The 14,848-nt window shown below is 63.7% G+C and carries 14 protein-coding genes, 1 pseudogene and 1 riboswitch; of the genes and pseudogenes, 10 read left to right on the forward strand and 5 right to left on the reverse strand.

Annotated features, from left to right (window positions below):
* Window positions 1-29: 29 nt before the first annotated feature.
* Window positions 30-253: riboswitch (cobalamin riboswitch) on the forward strand.
* Window positions 254-351: 98 nt separating this feature from the next.
* The 7 genes from ACNFIC_RS21980 to ACNFIC_RS22010 all read left to right on the forward strand — a co-directional run bounded on the left by ACNFIC_RS21980 (window position 352) and on the right by ACNFIC_RS22010 (window position 6,836).
* Window positions 352-537: a CbtB domain-containing protein gene (locus ACNFIC_RS21980; protein WP_138217932.1), complete on the forward strand. Its 186-nt coding sequence runs from the start codon at window positions 352-354 to the stop codon at window positions 535-537.
* A 10-nt stretch (window positions 538-547) separates the two neighbouring features.
* Window positions 548-1,243: a CbtA family protein gene (locus ACNFIC_RS21985; RefSeq protein WP_138217933.1), complete on the forward strand. Its 696-nt coding sequence runs from the start codon at window positions 548-550 to the stop codon at window positions 1,241-1,243.
* Complete coding sequence (locus ACNFIC_RS21990; protein ID WP_138217934.1) at window positions 1,243-1,653, forward strand: cobalamin biosynthesis protein; 411 nt, start codon at window positions 1,243-1,245, stop codon at window positions 1,651-1,653. Before ACNFIC_RS21985 ends, ACNFIC_RS21990 begins: the two co-directional genes overlap by 1 nt.
* A 25-nt stretch (window positions 1,654-1,678) precedes the next feature.
* Window positions 1,679-2,431, forward strand: a complete 753-nt coding sequence (gene cobM, locus ACNFIC_RS21995; RefSeq protein ID WP_416781994.1) for a precorrin-4 C(11)-methyltransferase — start codon at window positions 1,679-1,681, stop codon at window positions 2,429-2,431.
* Between the two features lie 65 nt (window positions 2,432-2,496).
* Window positions 2,497-2,739: a DUF1272 domain-containing protein gene (locus ACNFIC_RS22000; protein ID WP_138218172.1), complete on the forward strand. Its 243-nt coding sequence runs from the start codon at window positions 2,497-2,499 to the stop codon at window positions 2,737-2,739.
* 196 nt (window positions 2,740-2,935) lie between these two features.
* Window positions 2,936-3,550, forward strand: coding sequence for a response regulator transcription factor (locus ACNFIC_RS22005; RefSeq protein WP_138217936.1), 615 nt, complete (start codon window positions 2,936-2,938; stop codon window positions 3,548-3,550).
* A gap of 4 nt (window positions 3,551-3,554) precedes the next feature.
* Window positions 3,555-6,836, forward strand: coding sequence for a transporter substrate-binding domain-containing protein (locus tag ACNFIC_RS22010; protein WP_416781996.1), 3,282 nt, complete (start codon window positions 3,555-3,557; stop codon window positions 6,834-6,836).
* On the opposite strand, the gene ACNFIC_RS22015 is transcribed toward ACNFIC_RS22010, so the two are convergent.
* From ACNFIC_RS22015 to ACNFIC_RS22025, 3 genes and pseudogenes are all read right to left on the reverse strand, one after another.
* Window positions 6,811-7,305, reverse strand: a complete 495-nt coding sequence (locus tag ACNFIC_RS22015) for a methyl-accepting chemotaxis protein (RefSeq protein ID WP_416782023.1) — start codon at window positions 7,303-7,305, stop codon at window positions 6,811-6,813. The genes ACNFIC_RS22010 and ACNFIC_RS22015 overlap by 26 nt on opposite strands.
* Window positions 7,306-7,347: 42 nt before the next feature.
* A pseudogene (locus tag ACNFIC_RS22020) lies at window positions 7,348-8,169 on the reverse strand (PAS domain-containing protein); the annotation flags it as partial.
* A gap of 68 nt (window positions 8,170-8,237) precedes the next feature.
* Window positions 8,238-9,257 (reverse strand): LacI family DNA-binding transcriptional regulator, encoded by a 1,020-nt coding sequence (locus ACNFIC_RS22025; protein WP_138217939.1) that lies wholly within the window; start codon window positions 9,255-9,257, stop codon window positions 8,238-8,240.
* A 208-nt stretch (window positions 9,258-9,465) separates the two neighbouring features.
* On the opposite strand from ACNFIC_RS22025, the gene ACNFIC_RS22030 reads away from it, so the two are divergent.
* The 3 genes from ACNFIC_RS22030 (at window position 9,466) to ACNFIC_RS22040 (ending at window position 11,859) form a co-directional block, all read left to right on the forward strand.
* Window positions 9,466-10,005, forward strand: a complete 540-nt coding sequence (locus tag ACNFIC_RS22030) for a gluconokinase (RefSeq protein ID WP_416781998.1) — start codon at window positions 9,466-9,468, stop codon at window positions 10,003-10,005.
* 99 nt (window positions 10,006-10,104) lie between these two features.
* Window positions 10,105-11,457, forward strand: a complete 1,353-nt coding sequence (locus ACNFIC_RS22035) for a GntP family permease (RefSeq protein ID WP_138217941.1) — start codon at window positions 10,105-10,107, stop codon at window positions 11,455-11,457.
* A gap of 108 nt (window positions 11,458-11,565) precedes the next feature.
* Window positions 11,566-11,859, forward strand: a complete 294-nt coding sequence (locus tag ACNFIC_RS22040; RefSeq protein ID WP_138217942.1) for a hypothetical protein — start codon at window positions 11,566-11,568, stop codon at window positions 11,857-11,859.
* 26 nt (window positions 11,860-11,885) lie between these two features.
* Here ACNFIC_RS22040 and ACNFIC_RS22045 read toward each other — a convergent pair whose 3' ends face one another.
* Both ACNFIC_RS22045 and ACNFIC_RS22050 read right to left on the reverse strand, forming a co-directional pair.
* On the reverse strand, window positions 11,886-13,313 hold the full coding sequence (locus tag ACNFIC_RS22045) for a sigma-54-dependent transcriptional regulator (protein WP_416781999.1): 1,428 nt from the start codon (window positions 13,311-13,313) through the stop codon (window positions 11,886-11,888).
* Window positions 13,282-14,775 (reverse strand): sensor histidine kinase, encoded by a 1,494-nt coding sequence (locus tag ACNFIC_RS22050; RefSeq protein ID WP_138217944.1) that lies wholly within the window; start codon window positions 14,773-14,775, stop codon window positions 13,282-13,284. Before ACNFIC_RS22050 ends, ACNFIC_RS22045 begins: the two co-directional genes overlap by 32 nt.
* Window positions 14,776-14,848: the final 73 nt, after the last annotated feature.

The raw sequence follows: 14,848 nt of genomic DNA on the forward strand, positions 1-14,848 counted from the left end.
GATTGACGCACGTCCGGCCGCGTGATTTGCTAGCGCCCTTGCGTCAAGGTGCCCCTTTGGGGGTGAAACGGGAAACCGGTGCGTCGTGCGTCTATCGAAAAGGCCCGACAAGGCCGGTGCTGCCCCCGCAACGGTAAGCGAGCAAGGCGTCTGATCCACTGTGCCAGTAGTCCGGCATGGGAAGGTGACGCCAACGCTGGAGCCAGGCTCCACCTCGCCAGCCCGGAGACCGGCCTTGCGTGCTACCAACACCCCGCGGTGGGCGGGCGCTGTCGTACTCCCTGGGCCATTTCGCGCCCGGGGCCGCCGCGCTTGCCCGTTGCCAAAACAAAAGCAGCAGAGGAACGCGTCATGCCTATCAGCAGTGCCAAACACAGCATCGCCACCCCGGTTACCCTCAGCCAGCGTCTGGTCATCGCGGTGGGCGCCTGCCTGCTGGGCCTGAGCCTGGTATATTTCGCCGGTTTCTCGCACATCGAGGCGGTACACAACGCTGCTCACGACACCCGCCACAGCGCCGCATTCCCCTGCCACTGAGTAGCCCAGCATGATCATGCGCATTGCCCGCACGGCGGGTTTCAGCGGGCTGCTCGCCGCCCTGCTGTTGACGTTGCTGCAGAGCTTCTGGGTGGCCCCGCTGATTCTGCAGGCAGAAACCTACGAAAGCGCCGCACCAGTCACCGAACACCACGAACACGGCAATGCCACTGCGACCCACGAACATGAACACAGCGCCGAAGCCTGGGCGCCGGAAGACGGCTGGCAACGGGTGCTGTCCACCACCGGTGGCAATCTGGTGGTTGCCGTGGGGTTCGCGCTGATCCTAGTGGCCCTGTATAGCTTGCGCGCCCCCGGCCGGACCAGCACGGGCGCTTGGTGGGGCCTGGCCGGCTTTGCAGTGTTCTGTCTGGCACCGACCCTGGGCCTGCCGCCGGAACTGCCAGGCACTGCCGCCGCCGATCTGGGGCTGCGCCAAAGTTGGTGGATCGGCACTGCGGCCGCTACGGCCGCAGGCCTGGCACTGCTGGTGTTCGCCCGGCATTGGCTGTTCAAGGTGCTTGGCGTGGCGCTGCTGGCGATCCCGCACGTGATCGGCGCACCGCAGCCGCCCGTGCACGAAAGCCTGGCGCCCGAAGCGCTCGAAACGCAGTTCAAGGTCGCTTCCTGGCTAACCAACGCCGCGTTCTGGCTGGCCCTTGGCCTGCTCAGCGCCTGGCTGTATCGCCGCTCCAGCCAAGCCTGATGGCGGCCTGTACACAACCGCCTGCGCTGTTCGCGGGCTTTGGCTGCCGTCGCGGCTGCCCGGTAGAGACCCTGGCCGCCCTGCTGCGCCGGACCCTCGCCGGGCATGGCCTGCCCGTCAGCGCCTTGCGCGGTATCGCCAGCATCCACGCCAAAGCCCGCGAGCCAGGGCTGCTAGCCTTGGCCGAGCACCTGGACCTGCCACTTGTCTGCTTCGACGCAGGACACCTGCTGACCTTCGAGCCACTGCTCAGCCAGCGTTCGGCCGCCGCCTTCGCCCAAACCGGTTGCTGGGGCGTGGCCGAGAGCGCAGCATTGTGTTTGGCCGCCAGCCAGACCCAACAGCCACGCCTACATGTGCCCCGCCAAGTCTTGGGTGGCGCAACCCTAGCGCTGGCCTGCGGCGGATAATCCGTACTTTTTGCAAGGATCCTTCATGACGGTCTACTTCATCGGCGCAGGCCCCGGCGACCCGGAATTGATCACGGTCAAAGGCCAACGCCTGATCCGCCAATGCCCGGTGATCATCTATGCAGGCTCCCTGGTCCCTCCGGCGGTACTCGAAGGCCACAGCGCCAGCCATGTGATCAACAGCGCCGAACTCCACTTGGAGCAGATCATCGAGACCATGCGCCAAGCCCACGCCAACGGCCAGGACGTGGCCCGGGTGCACAGTGGCGATCCGAGTTTGTACGGTGCCATTGGCGAGCAGATTCGCCACCTGCGCGAACTGGGCATCGACTACCAGATCATCCCCGGAGTCACCGCCACCGCGGCCAGTGCAGCCCTGCTCGGCTGCGAACTAACGCTACCGGATGTAGCACAGACCGTGATCCTCACCCGCTACGGCGACAGCTCGCCGATGCCAGCCGGCGAACAGCTTGCCGACCTGGCCCGGCACCGCAGCACGCTGGCCATCCACCTGGGCATTCGCAACTTGGCGCGCATCGTCGAGGAACTGCTGCCGCACTACGGCGCGCAGTGTCCGATAGCCGTGGTGCACCGCGCCACCTGGCCCGACCAGGACTGGGCCAGAGGCACCCTGGCAGATATCGTCGAGCACGTCGCACGCAAAGGCTTCCGGCGTACCGCGCTGATTCTGGTCGGGCATGTGCTGGGCGATGCGCCGTTCGCCGACTCGGCGCTGTACCGCGCCAGCCATGCCCACCTTTACCGCCCGGGCACTTGAGCTGATTGCTCGATCACGCTACGACGTAGCACACTGGTGCTCCCCTACCGACAGAGGCCATGACCATGCTCGAACTGCGCCCCAACTGTGAATGTTGTGACCGTGACCTGCCGGCCGATAGCCCGGATGCAGTCATCTGCTCGTTCGAATGCACGTTCTGCCAAGACTGCTCCGTCGAGCGCCTTCAGGGCCGCTGCCCCAATTGCGCCGGCCAACTGAGCCCCCGCCCGACCCGTGTTGGCCAGGCCTTGCAGAATAACCCTGCTTCCACTCAACGGGTCGTGAAGGCCCATAGCACCTGCGTTTGAGTCTCGAAGCACGAGGGCGGTCCTACGCCATCTTGTAGTCCTTTTCAACAAAACCCTGTTGTATTTTCAACACGCCTATACTGTCCTATTACCAAGGCTCCTGAATCTCCGTAATGTGCGCTCCCCCCAGCTCTGCAGCCCCAGGCCGAGCCTGCTGGTTGGCTGGAAGCGAGCACTTTTGAACAGGAGTTTAACCATGACATCCGTGCTGCTGGTCGATGACCATCACATCGTTCGTCTTGCCGTGCGCATGCTGTTGGAGCGTGAGCGGTTCACCGTGGTCGGCGAGACCGGCAAAGGCAAGGAGGCAGCCAGCCTCGCGATGCAAACCCGGGCCGAGGTTGTCATTCTCGACATCGGCTTGCCGGACCTTGACGGCATGGAGGTGATCAAGCGCCTCAAGCTGCTGGAGCCGCCCCCGAAGATCATGGCCTTGACCGGCCAACCTGCCGACCTGTACGTGCGCCGCTGCATGGATGCCGGCATCAGCGCCTTCGTCAACAAGGACGAGGACCTCGATGCTTTGGTGTTCGCCCTCAAGGCCCTGGTCAAGGGCTACTCGACCTTTCCCCAAATGGCGGTCAACAGTAACTCCCTGGAAAGCGAAAGCGAACGCCTCAAATGCCTGTCAAACCGCGAGATGGAGGTGTTGCGCAGGCTGTGCGCCGGCCAATGCAACAAGCTGATCGGCGAGCAGATGAACCTCAGTGCCAAGACCATCAGCACCTACCGTGGGCGTATCCTGGAAAAGCTCAAGGCCGAGTCGCTGGTGGAGATGGTCGATCTGGCCAAACGCAACAAAGTGGTCTGATCCAGTGTACAAAGGGCCTGCGCTTTGCCTGCTGCTGGTCGCGCTGATACCTTGGGCGCACGCCGAAACTGCGAGTGAAAGCCGCCACTTGCTGGCACGCTCGCACAGCGCGGCGTCCACTCTGAATCTAACCTTGCCTGACCGGGCATGGCTGACCACCCACGGCGATTTGCGCCTTGGCATCTCGCATCCTGATTACCCGCCCTTCGACATCAACGCCAGCCAGGCGGACTACGAAGGGCTGAGCGCCGACTACGCCGGGCTGATCGGCGAGCAGCTCGGGGTCTCGTTCCAGATCAAGCGCTACCCGACCCGCGCCCTGGCCATCGCGGCGTTGCACCGCGGCGAGATCGACCTGCTGGGCACCTCGAACGCGTTCGAGGCTGCCGATGCGGAGCTGACTCTGAGCCAGCCCTATGCCGACGACCTGCCAGTGATCGTTGCACGTCAGGGCCAGTCGCTACGCGAACCCGGCGCCATGTCCGGGGTACGCCTGGCCATGGTCGATCACTACCTGCCCCTGGAAACCGCACAGCAGCTCTACCCTGACGCCCGCCTCAGCCTGTATCGCTCGACCCTATCGGCCGTCGCGGCGGTCGCGCTGGGCCAGGCCGATGCCTACCTGGGCGATGCAATCAGTACCGACTACGTGATCGGCAAGGGGTATCAGGAAATGGTCAGGATCGATCACTTCGTCATGGCTCCGGCCGGGGCTTTCGCGTTCGCCCTGGATCGCGACAACACGCGCCTGCTGCGTCTGGTCGATACCGCCCTGTTGCGGATCGCTGACAGCGAACGCCTGAACATCCTGCGTCGCTGGACACGAGGCAGCACGACCACGCTACTCAAGCGCAACCTGGACGCACTCACCGCCGAGGAGCGGGCGTGGATCGAACATCACCCTCGCATCCGCGTGATGATCAACACCAGCCTCGCACCCGTCACCTTCAGCGATGCGCAAAGACAACCGCGCGGGCTGGCCATCGATGTGCTCGAACAAATCAGTCGGCGCACCGGCCTGCATTTCGACATGGTCGAGTCGGACTCCTTCGCCGACATGCTCAAAGCCGTGACCCTGGGTAACGTCGACATGCTCGGGGCAATCGGCTATGACCCGCAGCAAACCACACGCCTGCGCTATACACGCCCGTTCATGGTCACGCCTCGGGTCCTGGTGACCCGTAACGACGCACCGCCCCTGGATCCTGAACGCCCGCTCGACGATCAGCGTGTCGCCGTGCTGCAAGGCTCGCCCCTGCTCAGCGACCTGCATCAAAGCGCGCCACGCGCACGCGTGATCGAAGCGCAGAATCCACTGCAACTGTTGCAGTTGGTGCAGGAAGGCAGAGCGGATGTGGCCTTGAGCCCACAGGTCAACGCGGCCTATTTCATCAATCAAATGGGCAAGGGCCGCCTCAGGATCGCCGGCCAGTTCGGCGACGAGCCCATCCCCGGCACGTTCGCCGTCAACCCTGCCCACCCGCAGCTACAGGCCATCCTGGACAAGACGCTGTTGAGCCTAGCGCCGGACGAGCTGGACCAGTTGGTCAAGCGCTGGCCCAGCAGCGCCGTGGCCAGCGACAGCCCGTGGCGCAACTACCGCACCCTGGCCCTGCAGATACTGGTACTGGCCGGCGGGCTGCTGGCAGGCGTGGCGTTCTGGAACAATTACCTGCGCAAGTTGATTCACCAGCGCACCAAGGCCCAACGCGCCCTGCAGGAACAGTTGGGGCTGAGCCGGGCCTTGCTTGAACAACTGAGCCAGGCGAAAAACGATGCTGGGCAGGCTAGCCAAGCCAAAAGCACCTTCCTGGCGGTCATGAGCCACGAAATACGCACCCCGATGAACGCAGTCATCGGCTTGCTGGAACTGGCCCTGCAAGACAGCCGGCATGGCCGCAGCGATACCCTGGCACTACAGACCGCGCACAGCTCGGCGGTCGGCTTGCTTGAACTGATCGGCGATGTGCTCGACATCTCGCGGATCGAGTCGGGGCACATGAGCCTGCAACCTGCGCCCCTGGATTTGGTAACTCTGGTCCGCGCGACCCTGCGCATGTTCGAAGGCAACGCACGGGCCAAGGGCATCGCCCTCCAAGCTACGCTGCCAGAGTCCCCCTGCTGGGTCGAAGCCGATCCGCTACGGCTCAAGCAGGTGCTGGCCAACCTGCTGAGCAATGCGATCAAGTTCACCGACACCGGACAGGTCAAGGTCAGACTACAGACCCTGCCCGGCGCCGAAGACAGCCTTGCGGTCCGGCTGTCGGTCGAGGACAGCGGCGTCGGTATCAGTGCCACCGACCAGGCTCGGCTGTTCCGCGCCTTCGCCCAGACCGACGTGCAGAAGGGGCGCCAAGGCGCCGGGTTGGGCTTGGTGATCAGCCGCAACCTGTGTGAGTTGATGGGCGGCGAACTGAACCTGCACAGCCAGCCAGGCCAGGGCACTGGCGCACATGTTTGCCTGAACCTGCCGCGCGCACATGCGCCAAGCGCGCCGGCAAGCACCGACGCCGAGCCCGAGCTTGCCGCGCCGCATCCGTTGCGCATCCTGGTGGCAGACGACTATCCGGCCAACCTGCTACTGCTGGACAAGCAACTGCGCTCGCTCGGCCATCACGTTAGCCTGGCCGAGCATGGACAGGCCGCGCTGGCGCTCTGGCAGGATGGGCAGTTCGATGTACTGATCACCGATTGCAGCATGCCGCACATGGACGGCCACGCACTCACCCGACAGATCCGCGCGCAGGAACGCGAACGCCAGCAGCCTGCCTGTCGAATCATCGGGATCACCGCCAACGCGCAAGCCGAGGAACGCCAGCGCTGCTTGGACAGCGGCATGGACGAATGCCTGTTCAAACCGCTCGGGTTGGCCGCTTTACAAGCCAGCCTGGCTCATGTCGATCGACTGCCGTTCGGCGAGCACACGCCACATCAACGCGCCAGCGGCTTCGAGCTGGCGAAACTGCGCCACCTGACCCAGGATGATCAACACTTGACCCTCACACTGCTCGGCCAGCTAGCCGACAGCACAGCCCAAGACTTGCAAGCGCTGCGCGAATTGGGTACGCACGCGGCACCCGAGGCGCTGGCGATGGCTGTGCACCGGATCAAGGGCGGCGCCAAGATGCTCAGGGTCAGTGGCGTGGTCGAAGACTGCGAGGCCATGGAACAGGCCATCGAACAAGGCAAGGCCTTGCAAGGGCCGCTGGCCGTACTGCTGGCCAGCCTGCAAAGCCTGGAGCGCGAACTGCGCCAAGGCTTCAATGCAATTGCAGGGTCGAATTGATCTGGCTGATCGCATCCACCACATGCCGCGAGCCTTGCTGGATCTCCATGATCACCGTGCCGGCCTCGTTGGCCAGCTCCACGCCGATCCCGGTGCGGCTCAAGCTTGACTGCATACTGGCCACGGCGGTCAACGACAGGTCATGGTTGCGCTTGACCACTTCGACGATTTCCACGGTCGCCTTGCTGGTGCGTGCCGCCAGGCTACGCACCTCGTCGGCCACCACCGCGAAACCACGCCCGAACTCACCCGCGCGCGCAGCCTCGATCGCCGCATTGAGGGCCAGCAGGTTGGTCTGATCGGCGATCCCACGGATGGTCAGCACGATCTGGCCAATCGCCTCCGACTGGCGACTCACCGCATCGATACTGCGCGCGGCATCGTTGAGTTCGGCGGAGATCTGCTCGATCACCTCCACGGTCTGTTGCACGACTTCAGTCCCCTTGCGCGCGCAGGCGTCGGTCTGCACTGAGCTGGCATGGGCAGCATCGGCGGCGGTCTGCTGGGTGCTGACCTGCTGGGTGATGTCGCTGGCGAACTTCACCACCTTGTACAAACGACCCTTGTTGTCGAAGATCGGGTTATAGGAGGCCTCCAGATAAACCGTGCGACCGTGCTTGTCGACCCGTTCGAAGCGGTGAGAGTGGTATTCGCCGCGGTTGAGCGAAGCCCAGAATTCGCGGTACTGCGCCGACTCGCGCTCGTGGGCCAGGCAGAACAGCCCATGATGGCGGCCAACCACCTCTTCCAGGCGGTAGCCCATGGTGTCGAGGAAATTCGGGTTGGCTTTGATGACCCTTCCCTGCGGGGTGAACTCGACCACCGCCATGGATCGACCGATGGCTTTGAGCAGGCTCTCGCTTTCGTGCTCTTCCATCACGTGACGGGTGATGTCGGAGGCGATCTTGATCACGCTGGTCACCTGCTGGCGCGCGTCGAGCACCGGCATGTAACTCGCCTCCAGCCACACCTCGCGGCCGCTCTTGTCCAAGCGCTCGAAGGTGCCACTGATGGCCTTGCCTGTAGCCAATTCCTGCCACAGCTGTTTGTACTCGGCGCTCTTGGCGTAGCTGGGGTCACAGAAGATGCGGTGATGCTTGCCGCGAATATCGTCGGCGGCGTAACCCATGGTCTTGCAGAAATTCTCGTTCGCATCGAGGATCGTGCCATCGGGCGCGAACTCGATCATCGCCATGGAACGGCTGATCGCGGCAAACTTTGCCTCAATGCCTTCCAGGGCTTGGTGGCAACGCTGAATCTCGACCAGATCGGACTTGCGATGGTACTCGAACATGACCGGGCCTCCTTCTGCCCACAGGATGTTCCTGAGCATAGATCGGCGTGCGCACCGTGCAAGCGAACTGACATCACCGCGGCGTGGACCCTACCGCGCGGCACTGCTCAGGAGCTTTCGCGTACCACCAGTTCGAATCCCAGGTCCTGGCGCTCGCTTGCGACCCGTTTGCCATCGAGCAGGCTCAGCAGCGCCTGGGCGGCCACCCGCCCCACCGCTGCCCGTGGCGTTCGTATAGAGGTCAGCGGCGGCACCATATGCGCAGAAGCCGGCAAGTCATTGAAGCCCACCATGGCCACCTGACGCGGCACCTCGATGCCTTGACGCAGGGCTTGTAGCACCGCGCCTTGGGCCAGGTCGTCGTTGCAGAAGAAGATGCCGTCGACATCCGGTGCCTTGGCCAACAAGCCGCTGAACAATGCACCGCCCAGGCCGATCGATGACGGCTGCGGGTCGAGCATTTCCAACTCGGGCGCGTGCAATCCGGCATCGACCAACCCTTGACGGAACCCCTCGGCACGCTGCATGACCCGTGGATCGAGCTGCGCGGCGATGAACGCCAGGCGCCGTCGGCCCCGGGCAATCAGGTGACGCGCCGCCGCCCGGCCTGCTTCGTGCTGGGAGAAGCCAACCGACAGCTCGCCGGCCTCGCCAACCAGCTCCATCATGTGCACCCGTGGCACCCCGCTGGCCGCCAGCAACTGGCGCGCACCGTCGCTACGCTCGAAGCCGGTGAGCAGGATACCGCAGGGCTGGTATGCCAGGTAATTGCGGATCAGGTTCTCTTCTTCGGCGATATCGTAGTGATAGTTGCCAATCAGCACTTCAAGACCACGCGGCCGCATGACCTCGTGAATGGCCTCCAAGGTATCGATGAACAACTGGTTGGACAGTGACGGAATCAATACCACCACCGACTGGCTGCGCGCCGAGGCCAGCGCGCGGGCTGCCGGGTTGGCCACGTAACCCAGGCTGGCGGCGGCGCTCATGACTTTTTCGACAAGCGTCGGCGCCACTGTGCTGACCCCACGCAGGGCGCGCGAGGCGGTAATGGGAGAGACCCCGGACAGTCGGGCGACTTCTGCCAGAGTGGGACGACCTGTGGTGCGCGAGCCGATACGGGACATGGATGTTGTAATTTTACTACTTGCAGGAATGGGGAACGGTCACTAAGGTAGCGCTGTCTCAGGACGCAGGCAATGCAAACCTGGTAACGGTCATGCAGCACGCGTCCATACTGCCTAAGACAAGACCAATAACACCCGGGAGGGTGGCGCACGCAACTCTATCTCGGCCTGACCGAGACAGCGCTATCTCACCCAGCAGGAGGTACTGATGAACCCTTCCCTGTCCGCGATCGTGGTCATGGGCGTTGCTGGCTGCGGCAAGAGCTGCGTCGGCGACGCCATTGCCAGGCACAGCGGCGGCCGCCTGATCGAAGGCGATGCCTTTCACCCAGCCGAAAACATCCAGAAGATGAGCGCTGGCATTCCCCTGAACGACGACGACCGCGCCGGCTGGCTGATACGCCTGGGTCAGGCACTACAGGACACCCTCGCCGCTGGCGAGCGCCCTATCCTGACCTGTTCTGCACTTAAGCGCCGCTACCGCGAGACCTTGCGCGAGGCAGTGCCGAACCTGAGGTTCGTGTTTCTCGAACTGACGCCGGAGGAAGCTGAAAAGCGGGTTCTGGCACGCCCCGGCCACTTCATGCCCGCAAGTTTGATCGACAGCCAGTTCGCGACGCTCGAAGCGCCACATGGAGAGCCGCTCACCTTGGCCTTGGATGCCACCCAGTCCATCGAGCGCCTCGCTGATGCCGTGGACAACTGGCTAAAGCCCCACGGTGAGCGGAGCCTGGCGCGCACGGCCTGATCGGGCAGTTCTCCAGCTCACCAAAGATAGCGCTGTCTTACCCTGTTACCGCACCACGCTACGCCCCTAAAACAACGACAAGACCGAGGCTGACGATCCATGTTCGGACTAGCTACTGATACCTTCCTGCTGCTCGACGCGCTGGTCACCATCGTCGGGCTGATCCTGCTGATCACCCATTTCAAAGTCCATCCCTTCGTTGCCCTGACCCTGGCGGCAGGCTTCCTTGGCCTGACCTCCGGCATGCCGGTGGCGAAGGTGATGAAATCGTTCCAGGACGGCTTCGGCGGCGTGCTGGGCTTTGTCGGCATCGTCCTGGCCCTGGGCACCATGCTCGGCAAGCTGATGGCCGACTCCGGGGGGGCCGACCAGATTGCCCAGACCCTGATTCGCGCCTTCGGCAAGCAGAAGGTGCACTGGGCAATGATGTTCGCCGCCTTCCTGGTGGGCATCCCGCTGTTCTTCGAGATCGGCTTCGTGCTGCTGATCCCGCTGGTGTTCATCGTCGCCCGCCGTTCGGGGGTTTCGCTGGTGAAGATCGGCATTCCGCTGCTGGCGGGGCTTTCGGTGGTGCACGGCCTGGTACCGCCACATCCGGGCCCGTTGCTGGCAATCGGCATCTTCCACGCCGATATCGGCAAGACCATCTTCTACGGCCTGCTGGTGGCGTTGCCCACGGCAGTGATCGCAGGCCCGCTGTTCGGTAATTTCATTTCCCGCTACATCCCCGGCAACCCGTCCCAGGAGCTGATGGACCAGATCGCCCGGGACTCCAACCAGCAGAACCTGCCAAGCTTCACCATCACCCTGGTTACCGTGCTGCTGCCAGTGGTGCTGATGCTGCTCAAGACCTTCGCCGACGTGGTGCTACCAGCCGAGCACATCGTACGCCAGTGGATGGACCTGATCGGCCACCCGATCACCGCCCTGCTCGCCGCCTTGCTGCTGGCCTTCTACACCTTCGGTTCGGCCCGTGGCTTCAGCCGCCAGCAGATCATGAAGATGCTCGACCAGAGCCTGGCCCCCACGGCCGCCATCGTGCTGATCGTCGGCGCCGGCGGAGGTTTCAAGCAAATGCTGGTAGACACGGGCGTTGGCAACGTGATCGGGCAAATGGCCGTTCAGGCCGAGATCTCGCCGATTCTGCTGGCCTGGCTGGTAGCGGCCGTGATCCGCATTGCCACCGGCTCCGCCACCGTCGCGACCATCACCGGCGCCGGCATCGTCGCTCCGGTGATCGACCTGGTGCCTGGGGTCAACCGCGAACTGCTCGTGCTGGCCACCGGAGCCGGCTCGCTGATCCTGTCGCACGTCAATGACGCCGGTTTCTGGCTGGTCAAGCAATACTTCAACATGACCGTGGCCGAAACCTTCAAGACCTGGAGCATGATGGAAACCATCCTGTCGGTGGTCGGCATCATTTTCATCATGCTGCTGTCGATGGTGGTGTGACCGTTGATCGGGATGATGGCACCTTGCTGAGCGGGCCACGGCCCAAGTGAGACAGAGGCCCTGCCCGAGCAGGGCCTTTGACTTTTCCAGCGCAAGGGAGTTTGACCGATGACACGTGCCTTCCTGCTTGCAGCCCTGCTCGCCTCACCCATGGCCTTTGCCGTGGGGACCGGCACCACCTACCCCGACGACCCGCACAACCCGGCGCCCCAGCCGGGGGTCGACAGCACCCTGAACCCCATCGAGAAACCCGTGCCCAGGGACACCGACCCACGCATCAAGGGCAACGACCCGGAAAGCCCACCGGCCAAACACAACGATGACCGTGACCTCCCAGGCATGGATGGCGGCAGTGGCTCGGAAGGCATGGGGCGTGACGGCGGCAGTACCGGCAAGCCGTGAAGCCGGTCAGGCCCTTCAGATCACGCTCACCACTGCCGCTTGTCGGGCCGCGTGAGGCCCAGCTTTTCGATCTTGTAGCGCAGCATATCCCGCGACAGTCCAAGCAACCGGGCTGACTTGGTGACATTCCAGTCGGTCCGGTCGAGGGTGCGGCAGACCATGTCGCGTTCCATGTCCGGCAAATTGGCACTGGCGTCGACCTCGCGGCGCGGGGCCTCGAAGGCCAGCACGGCGGCCGGCTGGGCCGGTACGTCATCGACCAACGTCAGGCACAGGTTCAACTGGTGCGCACCGATCACCTCCGAGGGTGCCAGTAAAACGGTTTGCTCCAGCATGTTGCGCAACTCGCGTACGTTGCCAGGCCAGCTGTAGTTGAGCATCAACGCCTCGGCTTCGGCCGAAAAGCGCAGGTTCGGCTTGCCGTAGCGACGCCCATGGTGGGCCAGGAAATGCCGGGCCAGGCGCAGGATATCCTGACCCCGCGCGTGCAGGCGCGGCACCTTCAGGGCGATGATGCGCAGGCGGAAGAATAAATCGCGGCGAAACTTGCCCTGCTGCACCATCTGTTCGAGGTTGCAGTTGGTGGCGCTGATCACCCGCAGGTCGACCTTGCGCTCCTTCACCGCGCCGATCCGGCGGATACTGCGATCCTCCAGCAGCTTCAGCAGCTTGGCCTGTAGCACCAGGTCCATTTCACCGATCTCATCGAGGAACAGCGTGCCGCCGTCAGCGGCTTCCACCAGGCCCACCCGGCGCTCCTTGGCATCGGTGAAGGCGCCCTTCTCATGCCCGAATAACTCGGCCTCCAACAGGTTGGCCGGAATCGAGGCGCAGTTGAACTCGATGAACGGCCCCTTGGCCCGACTACCGTCGAAATGCAGTGCTCGCGCCACCAGTTCCTTGCCGGTACCGGTTTCGCCTTCCACCAGCACCGGGGGTAGATCGCCGCTGGCCATGCGCCGCTCGGCTTCCAGCACCTGGCGCAAGGTGTGCTTGAGTTCAAGCATCGCCGGGGACTCGCCGATCAAGGCTTGCAACCCGGACTTCTGCGCCTCGCGCTCCTGATAGAACGACAAGGTACGCTCCAGGCGCTCGGCGGCCAGGGCCTTGTCCAGCATCAGCTTGAGTTCAGCCAACACCACCGGTTTGGTGAGGTAATGGAAAGCGCCCTCTTTCATGGCCAGCACCGCGTCCTCGACGTTGCCATAGCCGGTCATCATGACCACCTTGAGCTCCGGCGCCTGCGTCACCAGGGCGCGGAGCAAGTCGTGGCCGCTCATGCCCGGCAGAGAGTTGTCGGTCAACACCGCGTCAGGCAAGGCCCGCGCGACGTGCTCTAAGGCCAGCTCTGCACTGTGACACACGGCGACCTCGAAGCCTTTCAGCTTGAGGTAGGTACTGATGTTCTCGGCAAGGATTTCATCATCCTCGACCACCAGGATGCTGTGCTCCATGGTCCCCTCCCACTGCGATATTGAAGATCAGGCTGACACGGGTTCCTTCCTCTTCGCGGCTGCTCAGTTCGACCGAGCCGCCAAAACGTTCCATGATGCGCTTGACCAGGGCCAGGCCAACGCCTAGCCCGCCCTGCTTGGTGGTGTAGAACGGCTTGAATACCATGCGCCGCTGCTGCTCGCTCATGCCTTTGCCGGTGTCACTGATCGACAGCATCACCTGGCCACCCTCCAGCCGTTGCACCTCGGCGCGCAATTCGCCGCCCTGGGGCATGGCCTCCAAAGCATTGGCGAACAGGCTATTGAGTATCTGGGTGAGTTGCAGTGGCTGGCTGGCCACGCGCAGCTCGGCAGCCCCGCACAAGACGAAGCGCACCGCATTGCGTTCGATCTGGGGGGCGAAGGTCTGGCGTGTATCCTCGATGGCCGCCACCAGCTCCACGGCCTCGGGCTCATCACTGGTCGGGCGCAACGACACCAACAGGTCGCGTACCCAGCGTGACATGCGGTCGACCTGGGTGATGATGTCGCTGATATTTTTCTGCGCAGCCGGGTTGGCGATTTCCTGGGCCAGCTCGGCACTGGAGCGGATCGTGGCCAGCGGGTTGCGCAAACTGTGGGCCACCGCCGAGGACATCTCGCCCAGGGCGACGTAGGTTTCGCTGGCGATCAGCCGCTCCTGCTGATGGTGCATCAAGCTGGCAGCGCGGCGCACGATCCAGAACAGACCGAAATACACCAGCGCCCCTCCCAGCAGGGTCGAAACCCAAATCAGCACATAGCCACGCTGAATGCGTCGCACCAGGTCCTGGGGTTCCTTGTAGATCTCGATCATGGCCAGCACATGCTCGCCCTGGCTGTCGAACAACGGAATGTAGTTCTCGATGAACAGGTGGCGCGGCTCGCGCTGAAACTTCTGTTCTTCCCGGTCATCGTGCGCTTTGTGGTAGCTGGCCGACACGGACTTGCGCGAACGGAAGGCGTGCTCCAGGTCGCTGTCGCGACCGATGTGCTTGCCGATCAGGTGCGGATTGGTCGACCAGATCACCTTGCGATCACGGGCGTAGGCGTTGGCCAGCAACGTGTCGGGCAGGTGCTCGATATGGTCGAGGAACTCCAGGCGAGTCGATTGGGCGAGCGCTGCGGAGAACTGCAGATGGCCATGGTCCAAGCGTGGATCAAGCAACTCGCCCATGGTAGTGCCTGGCGGCAGTTGCGAGTGACGCACCTCGGCCAGGGCCATGGCCTGGATGAAGCGTGCAGTGAGCACCGCATCGCGCTCGACGCTGTCGCGCACCACGAAACGGGTCGATACGTAACCCAACCCGCCAGCCACCGAGGCGATAATCAGCAGGCTGACCAGCGAGAACCAGCGCAGCAAGTTGAATTCGCGCAAGGGCGCAGCCAATCCCGCGGGGGTAGGCTGCACCGCACCATGGGCGTCGTGCTCAAATGTCTGCATGGCGTCGAATCCACCTGTCAGCGAGGTGAAGGGGCATCCCATGGCGGCGCCCTACGGCAGTGGATAACCACAT

It is taken from the genome of Pseudomonas sp. NY15463, from assembly GCF_048068415.1.
In the GTDB taxonomy this organism is placed as follows: domain Bacteria; phylum Pseudomonadota; class Gammaproteobacteria; order Pseudomonadales; family Pseudomonadaceae; genus Aquipseudomonas; species Aquipseudomonas mosselii_C.

What these genes read in the sequence shown, in the direction of transcription:
- ACNFIC_RS21990 (WP_138217934.1), top strand. Translation starts at nt 1,243, where the DNA reads ATGGCGGCCTGTACACAACCGCCTGCGCTGTTCGCGGGCTTTGGCTGC.
- ACNFIC_RS22030 (WP_416781998.1), top strand. Translation starts at nt 9,466, where the DNA reads ATGAACCCTTCCCTGTCCGCGATCGTGGTCATGGGCGTTGCTGGCTGC.
- ACNFIC_RS22040 (WP_138217942.1), top strand. Translation starts at nt 11,566, where the DNA reads ATGACACGTGCCTTCCTGCTTGCAGCCCTGCTCGCCTCACCCATGGCC.
- ACNFIC_RS22000 (WP_138218172.1), top strand. Translation starts at nt 2,497, where the DNA reads ATGCTCGAACTGCGCCCCAACTGTGAATGTTGTGACCGTGACCTGCCG.
- ACNFIC_RS22005 (WP_138217936.1), top strand. Translation starts at nt 2,936, where the DNA reads ATGACATCCGTGCTGCTGGTCGATGACCATCACATCGTTCGTCTTGCC.
- ACNFIC_RS21980 (WP_138217932.1), top strand. Translation starts at nt 352, where the DNA reads ATGCCTATCAGCAGTGCCAAACACAGCATCGCCACCCCGGTTACCCTC.
- ACNFIC_RS22035 (WP_138217941.1), top strand. Translation starts at nt 10,105, where the DNA reads ATGTTCGGACTAGCTACTGATACCTTCCTGCTGCTCGACGCGCTGGTC.
- ACNFIC_RS21985 (WP_138217933.1), top strand. Translation starts at nt 548, where the DNA reads ATGATCATGCGCATTGCCCGCACGGCGGGTTTCAGCGGGCTGCTCGCC.
- ACNFIC_RS22025 (WP_138217939.1), bottom strand. Translation starts at nt 9,257, where the DNA reads ATGTCCCGTATCGGCTCGCGCACCACAGGTCGTCCCACTCTGGCAGAA.
- cobM (WP_416781994.1), top strand. Translation starts at nt 1,679, where the DNA reads ATGACGGTCTACTTCATCGGCGCAGGCCCCGGCGACCCGGAATTGATC.
- ACNFIC_RS22045 (WP_416781999.1), bottom strand. Translation starts at nt 13,313, where the DNA reads ATGGAGCACAGCATCCTGGTGGTCGAGGATGATGAAATCCTTGCCGAG.
- ACNFIC_RS22050 (WP_138217944.1), bottom strand. Translation starts at nt 14,775, where the DNA reads ATGCAGACATTTGAGCACGACGCCCATGGTGCGGTGCAGCCTACCCCC.